Here is a 17,404-nt window from a genome sequence, read left to right on the forward strand (position 1 = left end):
CCATGTCCAAGCTCAGTGATCTTCCGGTGCAGGCGCTCGCCCAGGTCCAGCAGTCCGTCGGCAAGTATCTAGAGCGTGGCTCGGCAGAGCTGCACTATGCCCGCAAGATGTTCGAGGCGGGTGCGCTGAAACTGGAGGCACCGCAGGACATCGCCGCGTTGGTCGGTGACATCCGGCGGTGGGGTGAGTTCGGGATGATCCCGGCGCTCAACGCCCGCCGGCACCCGCACCGCGTCGCGGTGATCGACGACTTCGGCGAGATGACGTTCTCCGAACTCGACAACGCCGCCAACGCCGTCGCCAACGGGCTGATCGCCAAGGGGGTCCGAGGCGGCGACGGGGTGGCGATCCTGGCCCGTAACCACCGGTGGTTCCTCGTCTCGGTGTACGGCGCCGCGAAGGCCGGCGCCCGCATCATCCTGCTCAACAGCGAGTTCTCCGGCCCGCAGATCAAAGAGGTCTCGGAGCGGGAAGGCGGCAAGATCGTCATTTACGACGACGAGTACACCGCCGCGGTCTCGCAGTCCGAACCCGAGCTCGGCAAGCTGCGCGCGCTGGGGGTCAACCCGGACAAGCCGGACGAACCGTCGGCCAGCACCGACGACACCCTCGAGCAGTTGATCGCCCGCACCAGCACCGCGCCGCCGCCCAAGGCCGCCAAGCACTCGTCGATCATCATTCTGACCAGCGGCACCACCGGTACCCCGAAGGGCGCCAACCGCAGCGCGCCACCGTCGCTGGCGCCGATCGGTGGGGTGTTGTCGGCGGTGCCCTTCAGGGCCAAGGAGGTGACGTCGCTGCCGGCGCCGATGTTCCATGCGCTGGGCTTCCTGCACGCAACGATCGCGATGATGCTGGGCTCGACGCTGGTGCTGCGCCGCAAGTTCAAGCCGGCCACCGTGCTCGCCGACATCGAGAAGCACAAGGCGACCGCGATCGTGGTGGTCCCCGTGATGTTGTCCCGGATGCTCGACGAGCTCGAGAAGACCGCACCCAAACCCGACCTGTCGTCGTTGCGCATCGTGTTCGTCTCCGGTTCGCAGCTCGGCGCGGAGCTTGCCACCCGAGCGCTGAAGGATCTCGGCCCGGTCATCTACAACCTCTACGGCTCCACTGAGGTCGCCTACGCGAGCATCGCACGGCCCCAAGACCTTTCGATGAACCCGGCGACTGTCGGGCCGGTGGTCAAGGGTATGAAGGTCAAGATCCTCGACGACAACGGCAACGAAGTCCCGCGGGGTGAGGTCGGCCGGATCTTCGTGGGCAACTTCTTCCCGTTCGAGGGCTACACCGGCGGCGGCGGAAAGCAGATCATCGACGGGCTGCTGTCGTCTGGCGACGTCGGCTACTTCGACGACAACGACCTGCTCTTCGTCAGCGGCCGCGACGACGAGATGATCGTCTCCGGCGGAGAGAACGTCTTCCCCGCCGAGATCGAGGACCTCGTCAGTGGCCACCCCGAGGTCGTCGAGGCCACCGCGCTCGGCGTCGAGGACAAGGAGTGGGGTGCCCGGCTGCGCTGCTTCGTCGTCAAGACCGAGGGCGCCTCGATCGACGAGGACGCCATCAAGGCGTACGTGCGGGAGAACCTGGCCCGCTACAAGGTTCCCCGCGAGGTGGTCTTCATCGATCAACTCCCGCGGAACCCCACCGGCAAGATCCTCAAGCGCGAGCTGCGAGACATGGAGATCGACTAGCTTCCTCGCGGGTTTCCTCGCCGGAACGGTATTCCGCGTGGGCTTTTCCCGGTTTTTGGCGCCTGGAATACAGTTCCGGCGCGGCGGGGGCGGCTACTGCACGCCGCCGACCATGTACGCCGACCCCGGGATCGGCAGGGTCAGCAGCATCAGCAGCAGCAGGAACCAGCCGACGCCCTGCCAGGCGGTCCAGCCGCGGCCGCCTTTCCACTCGCGGTAGGTCCGGACGAGCGCCCCGACGCCCCCGAGGAACAGGACCGTCGGGACCAGCGCCGCGGCGAAGACCGAATCACGGGCAACGAACGCAAAAAACGCCAGGGCAATCCCCGCCAGGGCGATAACGGCGGCCCCGTAGAGCACCGCCGGTCGCAGGGTGCCCGGTCGGTCGAACCGCTTCTCGACAAAATCCCGATCGCTGGTCATCACCATCGGGTTCCCCGTACCGGCGGCGGGAAACACGGTCGCTACGGATCCCGAGGCAGCCCGAGAAGCCGCTCGGCGATGATGTTCAGCTGTACCTCCGACGTACCGCCGTAAATCGTGGTCGCCCGGCCCGCCAGCAGGTACTCGGCCCACTTGCCGGACGCCTCACCCTGGTCGCCGATGGCCGCGTCGGTGCCGAACGAGGACACCCCGAACTCGGCGTAGCCCTGACCGGTTTTCATCGACAGCAGCTTCGAGATCGCGGCCGCCGGCATCGGATCGCCACCGGCCAGTGTCAGCAGTGTCGAACGCATGTTGAGCAGCTTCGCGGCATGCCCCTCGGCGATCAGCCGGCCCGCCTCGTTCTGCTCGATCTGGTCGAAATGCCCGTCGCGCACGAACTCGACGAACTGGTCGAGGCTCGCCAGGAACGGTGGCTCACTGCTGCCGATCGAGACGCGCTCGTTGGTCAACGTGTTGCGGCTGACCTCCCAGCCGCGGTTCACCTCACCCAGCACCATGTCGTCGGGCACGAACACGTCGTCGATGAACACGGTGTTGAACATCGCGTTGCCGGTCAGCTCCCGCAGCGGCTTGACCTCGACGCCCTCGGCCTTCATGTCGAGCAGGAAGTACGTGATCCCCTGATGCTTGGGCGCCGACGGGTCGGTGCGGGCCAGCAGCGCGCCCCACTGTGAGTACTGCGCACCGGTGGTCCAGATCTTCTGGCCGGTGATGCGCCACCCGCCGTCGACCTTGGTGGCCTTGGTGGTCAGGCTGGCCAGATCCGACCCCGCCCCCGGCTCGGAGAACAGCTGGCACCAGATCATCTCGCCGCGGAACGTCGGCGGCAGGAACTGCTGCTGCTGGTCGTGGGTGCCGTACGCGACGATCGACGGGATGATCCACGCGGCGATGCCCATCTGGGGCCGCTTGACCCGGCCGGTGGAGAACTCCTGGGCGATGATGATCTGCTCGACCGGGTTGGCGGCCCGGCCCCACGGCTTGGGCAGATGCGGCTGCACCCAGCCGGCCTCGGCGATGGCGGTGTTTCGCTCTTCCTTCGGAATCGCCTTCAGTGCAGCGACTTCCGCGCGGATCTCGTCACGCAGTTTCTGGGTGTCCGGATCCAGGTCGATGTTGATGGACCGCATGCCCGTCGAGGTCGCGGTGTCGACGACCTGCTGCGGGTAGTCGGCGTGGCGGCCGAAGCTCGCCGCCAGCACGATCGCCCGCCGGTAGTAGACGTTTGCGTCGTGCTCCCAGGTGAAGCCGATGCCGCCGTGCACCTGGATGCAGTCCTGCGCGCAGTGCTGAGCAGCGACCGGTGCCAGCGTCGCGGCCACTGCGGCGGCGAATTCGTAGGAGGCCTCGGCATTTCCGCCGATGTACTCGTCGATCGCCCGCGCCGCGTCCCAGACTGCGCTGGTGGCGCGCTCGGTCTCGGCGATCATCCCCGCGCACTTGTGCTTGATGGCCTGGAACTGTCCGATCGGCCTGCCGAACTGCTCGCGGATCTTGGCGTACTCCGACGCCTCGTCGGTGGCCCACCGGGCGACGCCGACACACTCTGCGGACAGCAGCGTCGACATCAGTGCGCGGGCCAGGGTGCGGCTGAGATTGGACAGCACCCGGTCGTCGGACAGCTCGACGGCGTTGGCGCGCACGTGCGCGATCGGACGCAACGGGTCCACGCTGGCGACCGGCTCGATCTCGAGCTGATCGGCGTCGAGAACCACCCATTCCTCACCCGACTCGATCGCCACCGGCAGCACCAGCACCGAAGCCTGCGCGGCGGCCGGCACGGCGCGCACCTCACCGCGGATGACCAGCCCGTCTCCGTGGCGCGTTGCGGTCAACCCCGAGTCGATCGCGTAAGCGGCGATGACGTCCCCGGACGCCAGGTCGTTGAGCACGGCGGCGTCGGGGTCGTGCGCGGCGATCAGCGCGCTGGCGATGGCCGACGGCACGAACGGGCCGGGCACCGCCCCGTAGCCGAACTCGGCGACGACGATGGCCAGCTCGACGATGCCGAACCCCTGTCCACCGACCGATTCGGCGAGATGAACACCCTGCAAACCCTGCTCGGCAGCGACCTTCCAGTAGGGCGGCGGATTCGGGATCGGAGTCTCGAGCGCTTCGTGCAATACCTCGGAGGGCGCCACACGCGCCACCAGGGACCGGACCGAATCCGCGAGGTCGTTGTGCTCTTCATTGATCGCGATGGGCATGGCGGCACCTTCTTCACGTCGTCGTGGCGGATCCCCAACCGGTTGGTTGGGTCCGAGGTTACCCCGCCACCTGGTTCACCAAGTTGGTGAGGTCCCGGCCGTCACGAAGGCGTTCGCAGTTGTCCACCGCGAACTCCAGGTAACGGCGCATGGTGTCGGCGGTGTACCAGGCCACATGCGGGGTCAGAACGGTGTTGCTCAACTCCAGCAGTGGGCTGTCCGCCGGCACCGGCTCGATGGCGAAGACGTCCAGGCCGGCGCCGGCGAGGCGTCCGGTCCGCAGCGCGTCGACGAGCGCGTCCTCGTCGACGATCGGGCCGCGTGAGGTGTTGACGAGGATCGCCCCCGGTTTGATGCGTGCCAACGCGTCGCGGTCGAGGAGGCCGGCCGTGCGCTGTGTCAGCGGCAGGTGGAGCGAGACGATGTCGCTGACATCCAACAGGTCGGGCAGACTGCGCCAACCCCGATGCCCGTCGTCACCGGTGCTGGTGTGCACAACGGCGCCGCCCATCGCCTCGATGATGCGCTCGACACGTTTGGCGATGTTGCCGTAGCCGACCAGCCCGACGGTGCAGCCGCCGATATCGCGCACCGTCTCACCGAGGGTCGGGTCCGAGGGCCAGCCGGCACCGGCACGGGTGGCCCTGTCCAGTTCGGGAAGCCGGCGCAACGTGGCCAGCATCAGCAACACCGCGCCCTCGGCGACCGACGCAGCGTTGGCACCGGGCATGTTGGCCACCGCGACACCACGGGCCGTCGCGACGTCGACATCGATGGTGTTCACCCCGGCACCCAGCTTGTGCACCAGGCGCAGCCGCGGTGCGCGGGCGAGGTCCTCGCCCGAGAGCGGACGCAGGACGTGCCAGATCACCTCGGCGTCGGGAAGCTCACGATGGAAGGTGTCGTCGTCCTCTTCGGCGCAGAACCGAACATCGAGCCAATCAGAGTGCGGTTCAAGGAATTCCAGCACCTTGGGGCCGGGGGTGAAGTGGGCCAGGACTCTCACCAGCGGCGCGCGATCCATCCGGCGATGGTATCGGCCTTCTCGCTGCGTGCGCCCGGGGTGGTGAAGTAGTGATCGGTGTCGACGGCGCACTGTGTCTTGTCCTCGCTGCCCAGCGCGTCGTGGATGCGCTGCGCATCCGACGGATACACGCCGGTGTCCTGATCGGCGTTGATCACCAATGCCGGACAGTCGATGCGGGCCAGGTGCGGCTCTGCCCGGGTCTGGGCGTAGCGCAGACTCCACATCCCGATCCAGCTGCGCAGCGTGCAGGCCGAGGCGATCCCGTGCGTCGATCTGTTGGCCTTGACCGGTATTCCTGCGTAACACATGTTGGCGGGTCGTTTCGTCGGTTCCAGGGCGGGATCGACCATCCGTGGATCCGCCCAGGTGCGCATCACCGTGAACGGCCGGTCGGAGAACCCCGCGGCACGTACCCGGATGAGCTCGGCCTCCGCCCAGTCGGTGATGGCTTCGTTGCGGGTGACCTGTGCCGCCCGGTAGCGCTGCACGAAATCCGGGTCGTAGGGCGGGCCGTTGACCTCGTTGAACAGATCAAGATCGGGTTGCGTTGCGATGGGGTCACTTTCGTCGACCACCGCGGCGTCCATCCACGCGGTCAGCACATCGGGACGTCCGGGGTGCGCCGCGCTGGCCACGTAACCGTCGGCGGGCGGGAGGTCGTCGAGCCCGGCGGCCGGCCTCATCCCCTCCAACGGGGTGACGTGCCGATCGGTGGCGTTGGCCTGGTAGGCAGCCATCAACGACCCGCCCCCCGAATTGCCCAGCAGGATCACTGTTTCGATGCCCTGGGCCTCGCGAAGCCAGCGCACCCCGACACCGATGTCCACCAGCGCGTGGTCGAGCAGGAAGCTGCTCTCGAACCCGCGGAACCTGGTGTTCCAGCCCAGGAAGCCGATGCCGCGGGTGGCCATGTACTCGGCGAGATAATGCTCGGAGAAGTCGATCTGGTAGTGCGACGCGATCATCGCGACCTTCGGCTTGCGGCCCACGCCGCGGTGGTAGAGGCCCTGGCACGGATGACCACCCGAGCCCGCCTGCCTCGCGGTGGTCGAGTCCAGGCCGACGAACTCCCGGGTGACCCCTGGTGTCGATTTACTCATGGCTTCCGTCCTCCCGGTGATAGATCGTCCGGTAGAAGATGTCGGTCAGCGTCTTGATGCAGGCGTCGTCGTCGACATCGGCGTGGGCGCCGGACAGTTGGGTGTAGCAGAACTGGTTGAGCATCGACACCAGCGCGACGGCGATCAGACGCGGGTCACTACCCGCGCAAAACCCTTGCTGCTGTGCTTGTTTGACCAGTGAGGTGATCAAACCGATCGGCAGCGAACAGATCTCGTTCCAATACTCGGCGAAGTCGTCGCTGATCATCGCCATCTGGAACACGCTGATGATCTCCGCGAGCCGGTTGCGGTAGGTGTTCCAGTGCGCCGCGGCCGCCTGGTGAGAGCGCTCCCGGTGGCTGAGCCCGGGTTGCGCGGCGGCCATCGAACGCTCACGGGCTTCGTCGCGGAACCGCACGGCCCACTCCCGGACCATCGCTTCCTTCGAGTCGTAGTAGTTGTAGAACGACGCCGTGGACCGCCCCGCCTCGCCGGCGATGTCCGCGATCGTCGTCGCCAGGATTCCCTTGCGCGCCACGACCGTGCGGGCGGCGGCATCGATCGCGGCCTGAGTCTGGCGACCGCGCACCGTCGGCAGGTGCTCGCGAGGACTGACGCTCACCCGGTTCGCTCCCCACGGTTGTTGTTGCCGAACTGAATCTGATGTTAGATTCAGTTTCTGCCCGTGGCCAGTACCCTGGAGGTGCGATCGTGATCAAGCCGCACAATGTTGGCGGGAAAACCAACACCGAATTCGAACTGGGCGGCATCAACCACGTTGCGCTGGTGTGCTCCGACATGGCCAAAACTGTGGACTTCTACTCGAACGTGCTGGGTATGCCCTTGGTCAAGTCGCTGGATCTGCCGGGCGGCATGGGCCAGCACTTCTTCTTCGACGCCGGCAACGGTGACTGTGTGGCGTTCTTCTGGTTCGCCGACGCGCCGGACCGGGTGCCCGGTATCTCCTCGCCGGAGGCCATCCCCGGGATCGGGGACATCGTCAGCGCGGTGAGCACGATGAACCATCTCGCGTTCCACGTGCCTGCGGAGAAGTTCGACGAGTACCGGCAGCGCCTCAAGGCCAAGGGAGTGCGCGTCGGCCCGGTGCTCAACCACGACCAGAGTGCCGCCCAGGTGTCGGCGACCGTGCATCCCGGGGTGTACGTGAGGTCGTTCTACTTCCTGGACCCGGATGGCATCACACTCGAGTTCGCCTGTTGGACGAAGGAATTCACCGAGGCCGACGCGGCGGCCACACCGAGGACGGCGGCCGACCGCCGAGTACCCGCCGCACGCTGAGCCTCCCGCCGGAACGGTATTCCAGCAGACGCTCACTCGGGTTTTCCCTGCTGGAATACCGTTCCGGCGGGGGTTGTTCAGTCGCGGTACAGGGCGGGATCGCCGAGTTGGTCGATCAGCGCCGCCAGCTGGTCTGTCAGTTGAGCGGGGCTGAAGGCGACGGCGCCGGCCAGCCAGGCGCTCAGCGTCTGCGCGACACCGCCCACCACGAAGTGCGACGCCGCTTTGATCCGGTCGTTGTGCTCGAGTTGCAGCGCCACCCCGGCGTGCTGGCCCGACAACAACGCGAACAGCGCCCCGGACTCGGCGCGCTTGCGCACCACGACCGGGTTGGCGAGGTGGGCGCTGAACAGCAATCGACCCACCCGGACGTCGTCGGCGATGACCCGCACGATGTTGGCGATACCTGCGCGGGTCTGCTCCCGTGCCGGCGCGGCCGCCACCGCCGCCTGGGTGGTCGCGGCGATGTCGGCGACCACCCAGTCGAAGATGGCGCCGACGAACACGTCCTTGTCGTCGAAGCTCTCGTAGAAATAACGCGCCGCCAGGCCGGATTGTGAGCAGATCGCCCGCACCGTCAGGTCGCTGGGAGTGGTCCGGCTGCCGAGCAGGTCCAACCCTGCTTCCAGCAACCGGCGCCTACGCTCTGCGATCCGTTGCGTGGCGTCCACGCCGCGGTACGGACGTACCTGGGGCATCTGTCCATATTGACACCCGGCCACGCGTGAGAGCAATATCAGGAAACAGGCGTTCGCACAATTGGGCGCCGAAGTGGAGAGGAGCCGTCGATGACTGTGGAGGAATCGATCGCAGCAGCTGTGCCGCACGTCGAGCGCCCGGTGGCCGATGTCGCGACGACCGCCCCGCGAAAGTCCCGGTTCCGGCGGACCGACGACGGCATGCTGGGGCTGGGCCTGCTCGCCGGCCCCGCGAACGTCATCATGCAGCTCGCCCGCCCGGGTGTCGGGTACGGCGTGATGGAGAGCCCGGTCGAGAGCGGCCGGGTCGACCGGCACCCGATCAAACGGGCCCGCACCACGTTCACCTACCTCGCGGTGTCCACCAACGGCACCGACGAACAGAAGGCGGCGTTCCGCCGCGCCGTCAACGGCGCGCACGCCCAGGTGGTCTCCACCGAGTCGTCTCCGGTCACGTACAACGCCTTCGACAAGGACCTGCAGCTATGGGTCGGGGCGTGCCTGTACAAGGGCGTCGTCGACGTGCACCGACTGTTCGTCGGCGAGATGGACGAGCAGACCGCCGACCGGCTCCACCTACAGGGCCGGGCGTTGGCGACGATGCTGCAGGTGCCCGAGCAGATGTGGCCGCCGGATCGGGCCGCATTCGACAGGTACTGGCAGAAATCGCTGGACCAGGTGCACATCGACGACGCGATTCGCGACTATCTGTACCCGATCGCGGTGTCGCGGCTGCGGGGCCTGAGCCTGCCGGGACCGCTGCGGCGCCGGTCGGAGAATCTGGCACTGCTCATCACCACGGGGTTTTTGCCCCAGCGCTTCCGCGACGAGATGCAACTGCCCTGGGACGCGGCGCGTCAGCGCAAGTTCGACCGGCTGGTCACCGTGCTGCGCACCATCAACAACGTGTCGCCGAAGTTCGTCCGCGAGTTCCCGTTCAACTTGCTGCTCAAGGACGTCGACCGGCGCATCCGCACCGGGCGCCCGCTGGTCTGAGCACCCGGCCCCGGTGACCCGGCTCACCCCTGATCCGGTACCTGTGCATCTCGACAGTTTGGTTATGCAATGCTAACTTCAGCAAAAGTTAGCTTAGCCATACATAACCACTCGTAGGGAGATGGCGGGGGACCGGCGCGCGGTCGATTCGACGAGGCGCCGGCGCTTTCGCGAAACAGTTCATGGAAATGGGAAGTGACACGCTCGCGACCGCGGCGCCCCGGGTGGATCCCGACGTCCTCAGCCGGTTCGCCACCTGCTGTCGTGCACTGGGGTTATCCGTGCACGACCGGCAGCGTCCGGCCGATCTCGGCGCCGCCCGCTCCGGTTTCGACGGGCTGACGCGGATCGCCAACGATCAATGCGACGCGTGGACGGGCCTGGCGGCTTCCGGAGAAGTGTCGTCCGGGGTGATCGAGGCCATCTGGCAAACATCCGCGACGGCGGGCGTGCTGCAGCGTCAGCTCGATCTCACCCCGGGGGCACTCGGCTTCGCCTATGACACCGGGCTGTACCTCCAGCTCCGCGCCACCGCGCCCGACGATTTTGCGCTGGCCTACGCGGTCCGGCTGTGTGACGCGGCCGACGGGTCCGCATCCTTTGCCGCAGCCGACCGAATGGTGGGCGAAATCCTGGACCGCCGACCCGGCTGGCTGGCGGCACGGTGGGTGCGGGTGGCGACCTACTACCGGGCCGGACGGTGGTCAGACGCGGTCAGGTTGCTGACGCCGGTGGTCACCGACGAGTCCCTCGATGAGACCTACGCGCACGCGGCACGTGTGACCCTCGGAATCGCACTGGCCCGGCTGGGCATGTTCGCCCCGGCCCTGTCCCATCTCGAGCGGCCCGAAGGCCCGATCTCCGTCGCCGCCGTCGACGGTGCGTTCGCCAAGGCGCTGGCGTTGCGGGCCCAGGGGGAGGACGAGGAAGCCCACGAGCTGCTGCAGGAGCTCTACGCCGCCAACCCCGAGAACACCCACATCGAAGAAGCGTTGTCGGACACCTCGTTCGGGATCGTCACCACCACCGCCGCACGCATTGAGGCGCGGACCGACCCGTGGAATCCGGAGACCGAGCCGGGGGAGGCCGACTTCGTCGACCCGGGCGCCAAGGAGCGCAAGGCCCATCTGCTGATCGAAGCCGAGGCCGAGCTGGCCGAGTTCATCGGCCTCGAAGAGGTCAAGTATCAGGTGGCCCGCCTGAAGAGCTCGGTGGCGATGGCGATCAGGCGCCAGGAGCGCGGTCTGGCCGTCGCCCAGCGCACCAACCACCTGGTGTTCGCCGGCCCCCCCGGGACCGGCAAGACCACGATCGCCCGCGTGGTCGCCAAGATCTACTGCGGTCTGGGGCTTCTGAAGAAGGAAACCGTCCGGGAGGTGCATCGCGCCGATCTGATCGGCCAGCACATCGGCGAAACCGAAGCCAAGACCAACGCCATCATCGACAGCGCGCTCGACGGCGTGTTGTTCCTCGACGAGGCGTACGCGCTGGTGTCCACCGGCGCCAAAAACGACTTCGGTCTGGTGGCCATCGACACACTGCTGGCCCGGATGGAGAACGACCGCGATCGGTTGGTGGTCATCGTCGCCGGCTACCGCAAGGATCTTGATGCGTTCCTGGACGCCAACGAGGGACTGCGGTCCCGGTTCACCCGCAGCATCGACTTTCCGTCGTACTCACCGAAGGAGCTCGTCGAAATCGCAACCCGGATGGCCGAAAAGCGGGACTCACGTTTCGAGGAGGCTGCGCGCGCCGACATGGAGCGGCTGTTCGCCCACCTGGCGCAGTCTTCGACACCGGACGCCAACGGCGTGGAACGCCGCAGCCTCGACATCGCAGGTAACGGCCGATTCGTCCGAAACCTCGTGGAACGCTCGGAGGAGGAGCGCGAATACCGGCTCGACCACACACCGCGCACTGGCGGCTCGACCGCCGAAGCCGATGATTTCACCGACGACGAGCTGATGACGATCACCGCCACCGACGTCAACAATTCAGCCGCACCGCAGCTGCGTGGCCTCGGTCTGTCGGTGCCATCGAGTGAGCCGGAACAGCGTCAGCCGGAACAGCGATGACGGCACCGAACGGGGATCGGCGGTCCTTCAGCTCGCGCACCCCGAACAACGAGAACCCCGAAGGGGTCAGTTACCGGCGCGGATTCGTCACCCGCCATCAGGTGACCGGCTGGCGGTTCGTCATGCGCCGCATCGCTTCCGGGGTTGCGCTGCACGACACCCGGATGCTCCTCGACCCGTTGCGCACCCAGTCGCGCGCCGTGCTCGTCGGCGGCCTGATCCTGGTGACCGGCATGATCGGCTGCTTTCTCTTCTCGTTCATCCGGCCGTCCGGCGCCGCGGGGAACGATTCCGTGCTCGCCGACCGCGAGTCCGCGGCGCTCTACGTCCGGCTCGGAGACCAGCTGCACCCGGTGCTGAACCTGGCCTCGGCCCGTCTGATCGCCGGAAAGGCCGACAACCCCGCGCTGGTGAAGAGCAGCGAGCTCGACCAGTTCCCACGGGGAAACATGCTGGGCATTCCCGGCGCCCCGGAACGCATGGTGGCCAACACAACTCGTGACGCGTACTGGACCGTGTGCGATGCCGCCACCGGCCCCGTGGGCACCACCGGTACCACCGTGATCGCGGGAAAGCCGGAGACTGGCGGTGAGCGTGCGGCCGACCTTCCCGCGGACCACGCGGTGCTCGCCGAGAACGCCGGCAGAACATGGCTGTTGTGGGACGGCAAACGCAGTCCTGTCGACCTGGCCGACCGCGCGGTCACCGACGGGCTGGGCATCGGCGGCGGTGGCGCCCGAGTCCAGCCGATTGCGACCGGGCTCTTCAACGCGCTCCCGGAAGCTCCCCCGCTGATCTCCCCGGTGATTCCCGGCGCCGGCGGACCGGCGGCAGTGCCGTTGCCCGTCGCCGCGCCGGTGGGTGCGGTCGTCGTCTCCTACGAGGCGGACAACACCCTGCGGCACTACCTCGTTCTCGCCGACGGACTGCAGCCGATCTCCGGTGTGCTGGCGTCGATCATCCGCAACACCAACTCCTACGGACTGGACCAGCCCCCGCGCCTCGGTGCTGACGACGTCGCGCGGATCCCGACCGCCCAGGCCGTCGACACCACCGCCTACCCGTCGCAGCCGGTCACCCTGGTCGACCCCACCGTCGATCCGGTCACCTGCGCGGCCTGGGCGAAACCCGAAGGCGCCCAGGCGGCGTCGCTGAGCCTGCTGTCAGGGGCGACACTGCCGATCCGTGACGGACTGCGCACCGTGGACCTGGTGAGCTCAGGGGCCCCCGGCGGTCCGGCCGACCGGGTGGCGCTGACGCCGGGCACCGGCTACTTCGTCGACAGCGGTGGCGCGCTGTTCTGGGTCAGCGACATCGGCGTGCGTTACGGCATCGCCGCCGGTGCGGACTCCGGCGACTCCGCAGGCGCCGACACCGTCGCCGCGATCGGCCTGACCTCCGCCCCGCTGCCCATTCCGTGGTCGGTGCTGTCGCAATTCGCCGCGGGCCCGACGTTATCGCGTACCGACGCGCTGCTGGCCCACGACACGCTGGCGCCCAACCCGGCGCCGGCCCGACTGGACATCCCCCGTTTGGAGAACCCGTGAGCAGGCTGATCTTCGAGCACCGCAAACGGGTGTCGCCACCGGCCACCCGCAAGGGCACCATCACCATCGAGCCACCGCCGGAGTTGCCGCGCGTCGTGCCGCCCTCGCTGCTGCGCCGGGCGCTGCCCTACCTGATCGTCATCCTCATCGTGGGCATGATCGTCGCCCTCGTCGCCACCGGTATGCGGTTGATCTCGCCCACCATGCTGTTCTTCCCGTTCGTGCTGCTGCTGGCAGCCACCGCGCTCTACCGCGGGTCGGACAACAAGATGCGCACCGAGGAGGTCGACGCAGAGCGGGCCGACTACCTCCGCTACCTCTCGGTGGTGCGCGACAACGTGCGCGCACACGCCAACGAGCAACGTGCGTCGCTGCTGTGGTCCCATCCGGAACCCGTTGCACTGGCGAGTATCCCGGGGACCCGCAGACAGTGGGAGCGTGACCCGCGCGACCCGGACTTCCTGGTGCTGCGTGCCGGTCTGCACGATCAGGCCCTCGATGCCACGCTGCGGGTCAAGGACACCGCCGACGAGATCGACCTCGAGCCGGTCTCCCACACCACCTTGCGGGGACTGCTCGACACCCAGCGCACGCTGCACGACGCCCCGACCGGCATCGACCTGACCAAGGTCTCCCGGGTGACGGTGACCGGTGACGACGGTGAGGTCGACGCCGCGCTGCGCGCGTGGCTCGCGCAGGCGATGACGTGGCACGACCCGTCGGTTCTGGGAATCGCTTTCGCCGGAGCCGATCTGGAAGGAGACGAGTGGTCGTGGCTCAAGTGGCTGCCGCACGTCGACGTTCCCGGTCAGGTCGACGGTGTCGGCCCGGCACGGTATCTGGACACCGAGGTCTCGGCACTGCGCAGGCTGCTTGCGCCCGCGCTCTCCGATCGCGAACCGTTCGACATCGGCGGTACGGCCAACACCAAGCATCTGCTCGTCGTGCTCAACGATCCCCGCGATGATTCCGGTGCCGATGTCGACGACCTCGTCGGCCGTGGACTCACCGGTGTGACGGTGATTCACCGAACGACCAAAGAGCCGCACCGCGAACAGTATTCGGATCCCGAGCGGCCCATCCTGCGAATCGCCGACGGCGCGATCCGGCGCTGGCAGAACGGTGGCTGGAGCCCGTTCATCGACACGGCCGACGGGTTGGCCCCATCGGATGCCAGGCATATCGCCCGCCGGTTGTCCCGGTGGGACTCCAACCCCAGCCACGGCAGGTCGGCCAGCACCGGCGGTGCGACGTTCTCCACGCTGCTCGGCATCCCCGACGCCTCGGCCCTGGACGTCGCGGCGCTGTGGGCGCCGCGCAACCGCGATGACGAGCTGAGGGTCCCAATCGGTGTGACGGCGACGGGTGAGCCGCTGTACTTCGATCTCAAGGACGAGGCCGAGGGCGGTATGGGTCCGCACGGTCTGATGATCGGGATGACCGGGTCCGGCAAGTCGCAGACGCTGATGTCGATCCTGCTGGCGCTGTTGACGACCCATTCGGCCGACCGGCTCATCGTGATCTACGCCGATTTCAAGGGCGAGGCGGGCGCGGACATCTTCCGACACTTCCCCCAGGTCGTCGCCGTGATCTCCAACATGGCCGAAAAGCGGTCGCTGGCCGACAGATTCGCCGACACCCTGCGCGGTGAGGTGGCCCGGCGTGAGCAGCTGCTCAAGGAGGCCGGCCGCCGGGTGCAGGGCAGCGCGTTCAACTCGGTCACCGAGTACGAGGCTGCCCGTGAGAGGGCAGAAGCCGACGGTCACGACCTGCCGCCGATGCCGACGCTGTTCGTCGTTGCCGACGAGTTCACGCTCATGCTGGCCGACCACCCGGAATACGCCGACCTGTTCGACTATGTGGCCCGCAAGGGGCGGTCGTTCCGCATCCACATCCTGTTCGCCTCGCAGACCCTCGACGTGGGCCGGATCAAGGACATCGACAAGAACACCTCCTACCGGATCGGCCTGAAGGTCGCCAGCCCCAGTGTGTCTCGCCAGATCATCGGGGTCGAGGACGCCTACCACATCGAGTCGGGTCGAGACCACAAGGGCGTCGGCTTCCTGGTGCCCGCGCCCGGTGCGTTGCCGATCAAGTTCCGCAGCACCTATGTCGACGGCATCTACGAACCGCCGCGGGTGGACAAGTCGATCGTCGTGCATGCGATCCCGCAGCCGCAGTTGTTCAGCGCCGGGTGGGTCGATCCCGAGCCCGACACCGTCATCGTCGACGACGGTGCCGACGTCGAGGTCCTGCCTCCGCGCAAGCTGATCGCCACAATCGGTGATCAGCTGGCTCATTACGGCCCGCACGCCCCGGCGCTCTGGCTGCCGCCGCTGGACGAGCCGATTCCGCTCGACGGCCTCCTCGAGCGCGCGGGTGTCGGTCCCGGACAGCGGCGCTGGCCTCTCGGCGAGATCGACCGGCCCTTCGACATGCGGCGCGATCCCCTCGTCTTCGACGCCACCTCGGCCGCGTCCAACGTGGTCATCCACGGCGGCCCGAAATCGGGGAAGTCCACGGCGCTGCAGACCTTCGTGCTGTCGGCGGCCGCGCTGCACGCTCCCGGCGACGTCACGTTCTACTGCCTCGACTACGGCGGTGGACAGTTACGTGGCCTCGAGGACCTGGCCCACGTGGGCAGCGTCGCCTCACCGCTGGAATCGGAGCGGATCCGGAGGACGTTCGGTGAGCTCGAGGCGCTGCTGCGGGCCCGCCAGAAGCACGGCGCGGATACCCGCAATGCGGATTACCGCGACGGCTACGGCGAGGTGTTCCTACTCATCGACAACCTCTACGCCTTCAGCCGGGACAACACCGACACCTTCAACACCAGAAACCCGTTGTTGGCCAAGGTGACCGAGCTCGTCAACGCGGGGCTGTCCTACGGCATCCACGTGGTGATCACCACGCCGAACTGGCTCGAGGTTCCGCTGGCGATGCGTGACGGCCTGGGCCTGCGCCTGGAGTTGCGGCTGCACGACGCCCGCGACAGCAACGTGCGGGTCGTGGGCGCTCTTCGCCGCCCCGCCGAGGGTGTGCCCGTCGACCAGCCCGGCCGCGGCCTGACGATGGCCGCCGAGCATTTCCTGTTCGCCCGTCCCGCAATGGATTCGATCCCCGCGCTCAACGCCCGCCATCCCGGCCGGAGCGCCCTGCCGGTGCGGCTGCTGCCGACCAACCTGGGCCCGGAGGCGTTCGGCTCGCTCTACCCGGCCCCCGAGCAGGTGGTCATCGGCCAGCGGGAAGAGGACCTCGCCACTGTCAGTGTCAACTTCGCCGACAACCCGCTGATGATGGTCTTCGGCGATTCGAAGACGGGCAAGACCACGCTGTTGCGGCACCTGATCCGCACCATCCGGGAGAACTCGCGTCCCGATCAGGTGGCGTTCACCGTGATCGACCGTCGCCTGCAGCTGGTGGACGAACCGATCTTCCCCGACAACGAGTACACCCCCAACATCGACCGGATCACCCCGGCCATGCTCGGCCTGTCGGCACTGATCGAGAAGCGTCGTCCACCGGCGGACATGAGCCCGCAGGAGTTGCGTGGGTGGTCGTACAAGAACGGCAGCGGCAACCACATCCACTACCTGATCATCGACGACGTCGACCAGATCCCGGACGGGCCTGCGGCCAGCGGACCCTATGTCGGACAACGGCCCTGGACGCCACTCATCGGCCTGCTGGCGCAGGCCTCCGACCTGGGACTGCGTGTCATCGTCACCGCCAGAGCTGCGGGTTCGGCGCACGCGGTGATGACCGCCCCGTTGCTGCGGCGCCTCAACGACCTGCAGGCGACCACCCTGATGTTGTCGGGAAACCCGCAGGACAGCGGCAAGATCCGCGGACACCGGTTCGCCAGGTTGCCGGTGGGCCGCGGCATGCTGCTCGACGACGGGGACACCCCGGCGTTCGTCCAACTCGTCAATCCCCTTGCCGGGCAGTCGGTGACCGCCCGATCCGGAGGAGCACACAGAGGAGAGGAACACAGCTGATGACCCTGCGAGTAGTACCGGAAGGCCTGACCGCCGCCGGCGCAGCCGTCGAAGCACTCACCGCCCGGATGGCGGCCGTACACGCCGCGGCCGCACCGTTGGTGAGTGCGGTGGTGCCGCCGGCAGCAGATCCGGTGTCACTGCAGACCGCGGCCGGGTTCAGCGCCCACGGCGCCCAACACCAGGCGCTGGCCGCCCACGGCGTCGAAGAACTCGGCCGCTCCGGGATCGGCGTCGGCGAATCTGCCGCCAGCTACGCGTCCGGAGACGCGATGGCGGCGTCGGCCTACCTGATCGCCCGCGGCTGAAGATG

General features: G+C 67.8%; 13 protein-coding genes. 7 read left to right on the forward strand and 6 right to left on the reverse strand.

Going from position 1 to position 17,404, the window contains the following annotated elements; translation table 11 throughout:
• The first annotated feature begins 2 nt into the window (after nt 1–2).
• Nucleotides 3–1,697, forward strand: coding sequence for a long-chain-fatty-acid--CoA ligase FadD2 (fadD2, locus tag BEMPMBAN_RS07625; RefSeq protein WP_159229753.1), 1,695 nt, complete (start codon nt 3–5; stop codon nt 1,695–1,697).
• A gap of 93 nt (nt 1,698–1,790) precedes the next feature.
• Here fadD2 and BEMPMBAN_RS07630 read toward each other — a convergent pair whose 3' ends face one another.
• Genes BEMPMBAN_RS07630 through BEMPMBAN_RS07650 form a run of 5 tightly spaced genes read right to left on the reverse strand, consistent with a single transcriptional unit; the run spans nt 1,791 to nt 7,100 of the window.
• Nucleotides 1,791–2,120 carry a hypothetical protein gene (locus tag BEMPMBAN_RS07630; protein ID WP_159229754.1) on the reverse strand — a complete coding sequence of 110 codons (330 nt, stop codon included), beginning with the start codon at nt 2,118–2,120 and terminating at the stop codon, nt 1,791–1,793.
• A gap of 41 nt (nt 2,121–2,161) precedes the next feature.
• Entirely contained in the window at nt 2,162–4,351 is a 2,190-nt protein-coding gene (locus BEMPMBAN_RS07635) for an acyl-CoA dehydrogenase family protein (RefSeq protein WP_159229755.1), read from the reverse strand.
• A gap of 58 nt (nt 4,352–4,409) precedes the next feature.
• Nucleotides 4,410–5,375, reverse strand: a complete 966-nt coding sequence (locus BEMPMBAN_RS07640; protein WP_200845909.1) for a 2-hydroxyacid dehydrogenase — start codon at nt 5,373–5,375, stop codon at nt 4,410–4,412.
• Entirely contained in the window at nt 5,354–6,478 is a 1,125-nt protein-coding gene (locus BEMPMBAN_RS07645) for an alpha/beta hydrolase (protein WP_159229756.1), read from the reverse strand. Before BEMPMBAN_RS07645 ends, BEMPMBAN_RS07640 begins: the two co-directional genes overlap by 22 nt.
• On the reverse strand, nt 6,471–7,100 hold the full coding sequence (locus BEMPMBAN_RS07650) for a TetR/AcrR family transcriptional regulator (protein ID WP_159229757.1): 630 nt from the start codon (nt 7,098–7,100) through the stop codon (nt 6,471–6,473). The genes BEMPMBAN_RS07645 and BEMPMBAN_RS07650 overlap by 8 nt, the downstream gene beginning before the upstream one ends.
• 89 nt (nt 7,101–7,189) lie before the next feature.
• Here BEMPMBAN_RS07650 and BEMPMBAN_RS07655 point away from each other — a divergent pair, with 89 nt between their 5' ends.
• A complete protein-coding gene (locus BEMPMBAN_RS07655) occupies nt 7,190–7,777 on the forward strand; it encodes a VOC family protein (protein WP_159229758.1) in 588 nt (195 codons plus the stop codon).
• A gap of 77 nt (nt 7,778–7,854) precedes the next feature.
• Here BEMPMBAN_RS07655 and BEMPMBAN_RS07660 read toward each other — a convergent pair whose 3' ends face one another.
• Complete coding sequence (locus BEMPMBAN_RS07660; protein WP_159229759.1) at nt 7,855–8,475, reverse strand: TetR/AcrR family transcriptional regulator; 621 nt, start codon at nt 8,473–8,475, stop codon at nt 7,855–7,857.
• A gap of 90 nt (nt 8,476–8,565) precedes the next feature.
• On the opposite strand from BEMPMBAN_RS07660, the gene BEMPMBAN_RS07665 reads away from it, so the two are divergent.
• The 5 genes from BEMPMBAN_RS07665 (at nt 8,566) to BEMPMBAN_RS07685 (ending at nt 17,399) form a co-directional block, all read left to right on the forward strand.
• Entirely contained in the window at nt 8,566–9,471 is a 906-nt protein-coding gene (locus BEMPMBAN_RS07665; RefSeq protein ID WP_159229760.1) for an oxygenase MpaB family protein, read from the forward strand.
• A 182-nt stretch (nt 9,472–9,653) separates the two neighbouring features.
• On the forward strand, nt 9,654–11,546 hold the full coding sequence (gene eccA / locus BEMPMBAN_RS07670) for a type VII secretion AAA-ATPase EccA (protein ID WP_159229761.1): 1,893 nt from the start codon (nt 9,654–9,656) through the stop codon (nt 11,544–11,546).
• On the forward strand, nt 11,543–13,093 hold the full coding sequence (gene eccB / locus BEMPMBAN_RS07675; protein ID WP_159229762.1) for a type VII secretion protein EccB: 1,551 nt from the start codon (nt 11,543–11,545) through the stop codon (nt 13,091–13,093). Before eccA ends, eccB begins: the two co-directional genes overlap by 4 nt.
• Nucleotides 13,090–17,091: a type VII secretion protein EccCa gene (eccCa, locus tag BEMPMBAN_RS07680; RefSeq protein ID WP_159229763.1), complete on the forward strand. Its 4,002-nt coding sequence runs from the start codon at nt 13,090–13,092 to the stop codon at nt 17,089–17,091. Before eccB ends, eccCa begins: the two co-directional genes overlap by 4 nt.
• Complete coding sequence (locus tag BEMPMBAN_RS07685; RefSeq protein ID WP_159229764.1) at nt 17,091–17,399, forward strand: PE family protein; 309 nt, start codon at nt 17,091–17,093, stop codon at nt 17,397–17,399. The genes eccCa and BEMPMBAN_RS07685 overlap by 1 nt, the downstream gene beginning before the upstream one ends.
• Nucleotides 17,400–17,404: the final 5 nt, after the last annotated feature.

Origin of the sequence: Mycolicibacterium austroafricanum, assembly GCF_902705885.1 — a bacterium.
Taxonomy (GTDB): Bacteria; Actinomycetota; Actinomycetes; order Mycobacteriales; family Mycobacteriaceae; genus Mycobacterium; species Mycobacterium vanbaalenii_A.

Excerpts from the sequence above, each read along its gene's own strand:
- BEMPMBAN_RS07660 (WP_159229759.1), bottom strand. The coding sequence starts at position 8,475 with ATGCCCCAGGTACGTCCGTACCGCGGCGTGGACGCCACGCAACGGATC.
- BEMPMBAN_RS07630 (WP_159229754.1), bottom strand. The coding sequence starts at position 2,120 with ATGACCAGCGATCGGGATTTTGTCGAGAAGCGGTTCGACCGACCGGGC.
- BEMPMBAN_RS07665 (WP_159229760.1), top strand. The coding sequence starts at position 8,566 with ATGACTGTGGAGGAATCGATCGCAGCAGCTGTGCCGCACGTCGAGCGC.
- BEMPMBAN_RS07640 (WP_200845909.1), bottom strand. The coding sequence starts at position 5,375 with ATGGATCGCGCGCCGCTGGTGAGAGTCCTGGCCCACTTCACCCCCGGC.
- BEMPMBAN_RS07685 (WP_159229764.1), top strand. The coding sequence starts at position 17,091 with ATGACCCTGCGAGTAGTACCGGAAGGCCTGACCGCCGCCGGCGCAGCC.
- eccB (WP_159229762.1), top strand. The coding sequence starts at position 11,543 with ATGACGGCACCGAACGGGGATCGGCGGTCCTTCAGCTCGCGCACCCCG.
- fadD2 (WP_159229753.1), top strand. The coding sequence starts at position 3 with ATGTCCAAGCTCAGTGATCTTCCGGTGCAGGCGCTCGCCCAGGTCCAG.
- BEMPMBAN_RS07635 (WP_159229755.1), bottom strand. The coding sequence starts at position 4,351 with ATGCCCATCGCGATCAATGAAGAGCACAACGACCTCGCGGATTCGGTC.
- BEMPMBAN_RS07645 (WP_159229756.1), bottom strand. The coding sequence starts at position 6,478 with ATGAGTAAATCGACACCAGGGGTCACCCGGGAGTTCGTCGGCCTGGAC.
- eccA (WP_159229761.1), top strand. The coding sequence starts at position 9,654 with ATGGAAATGGGAAGTGACACGCTCGCGACCGCGGCGCCCCGGGTGGAT.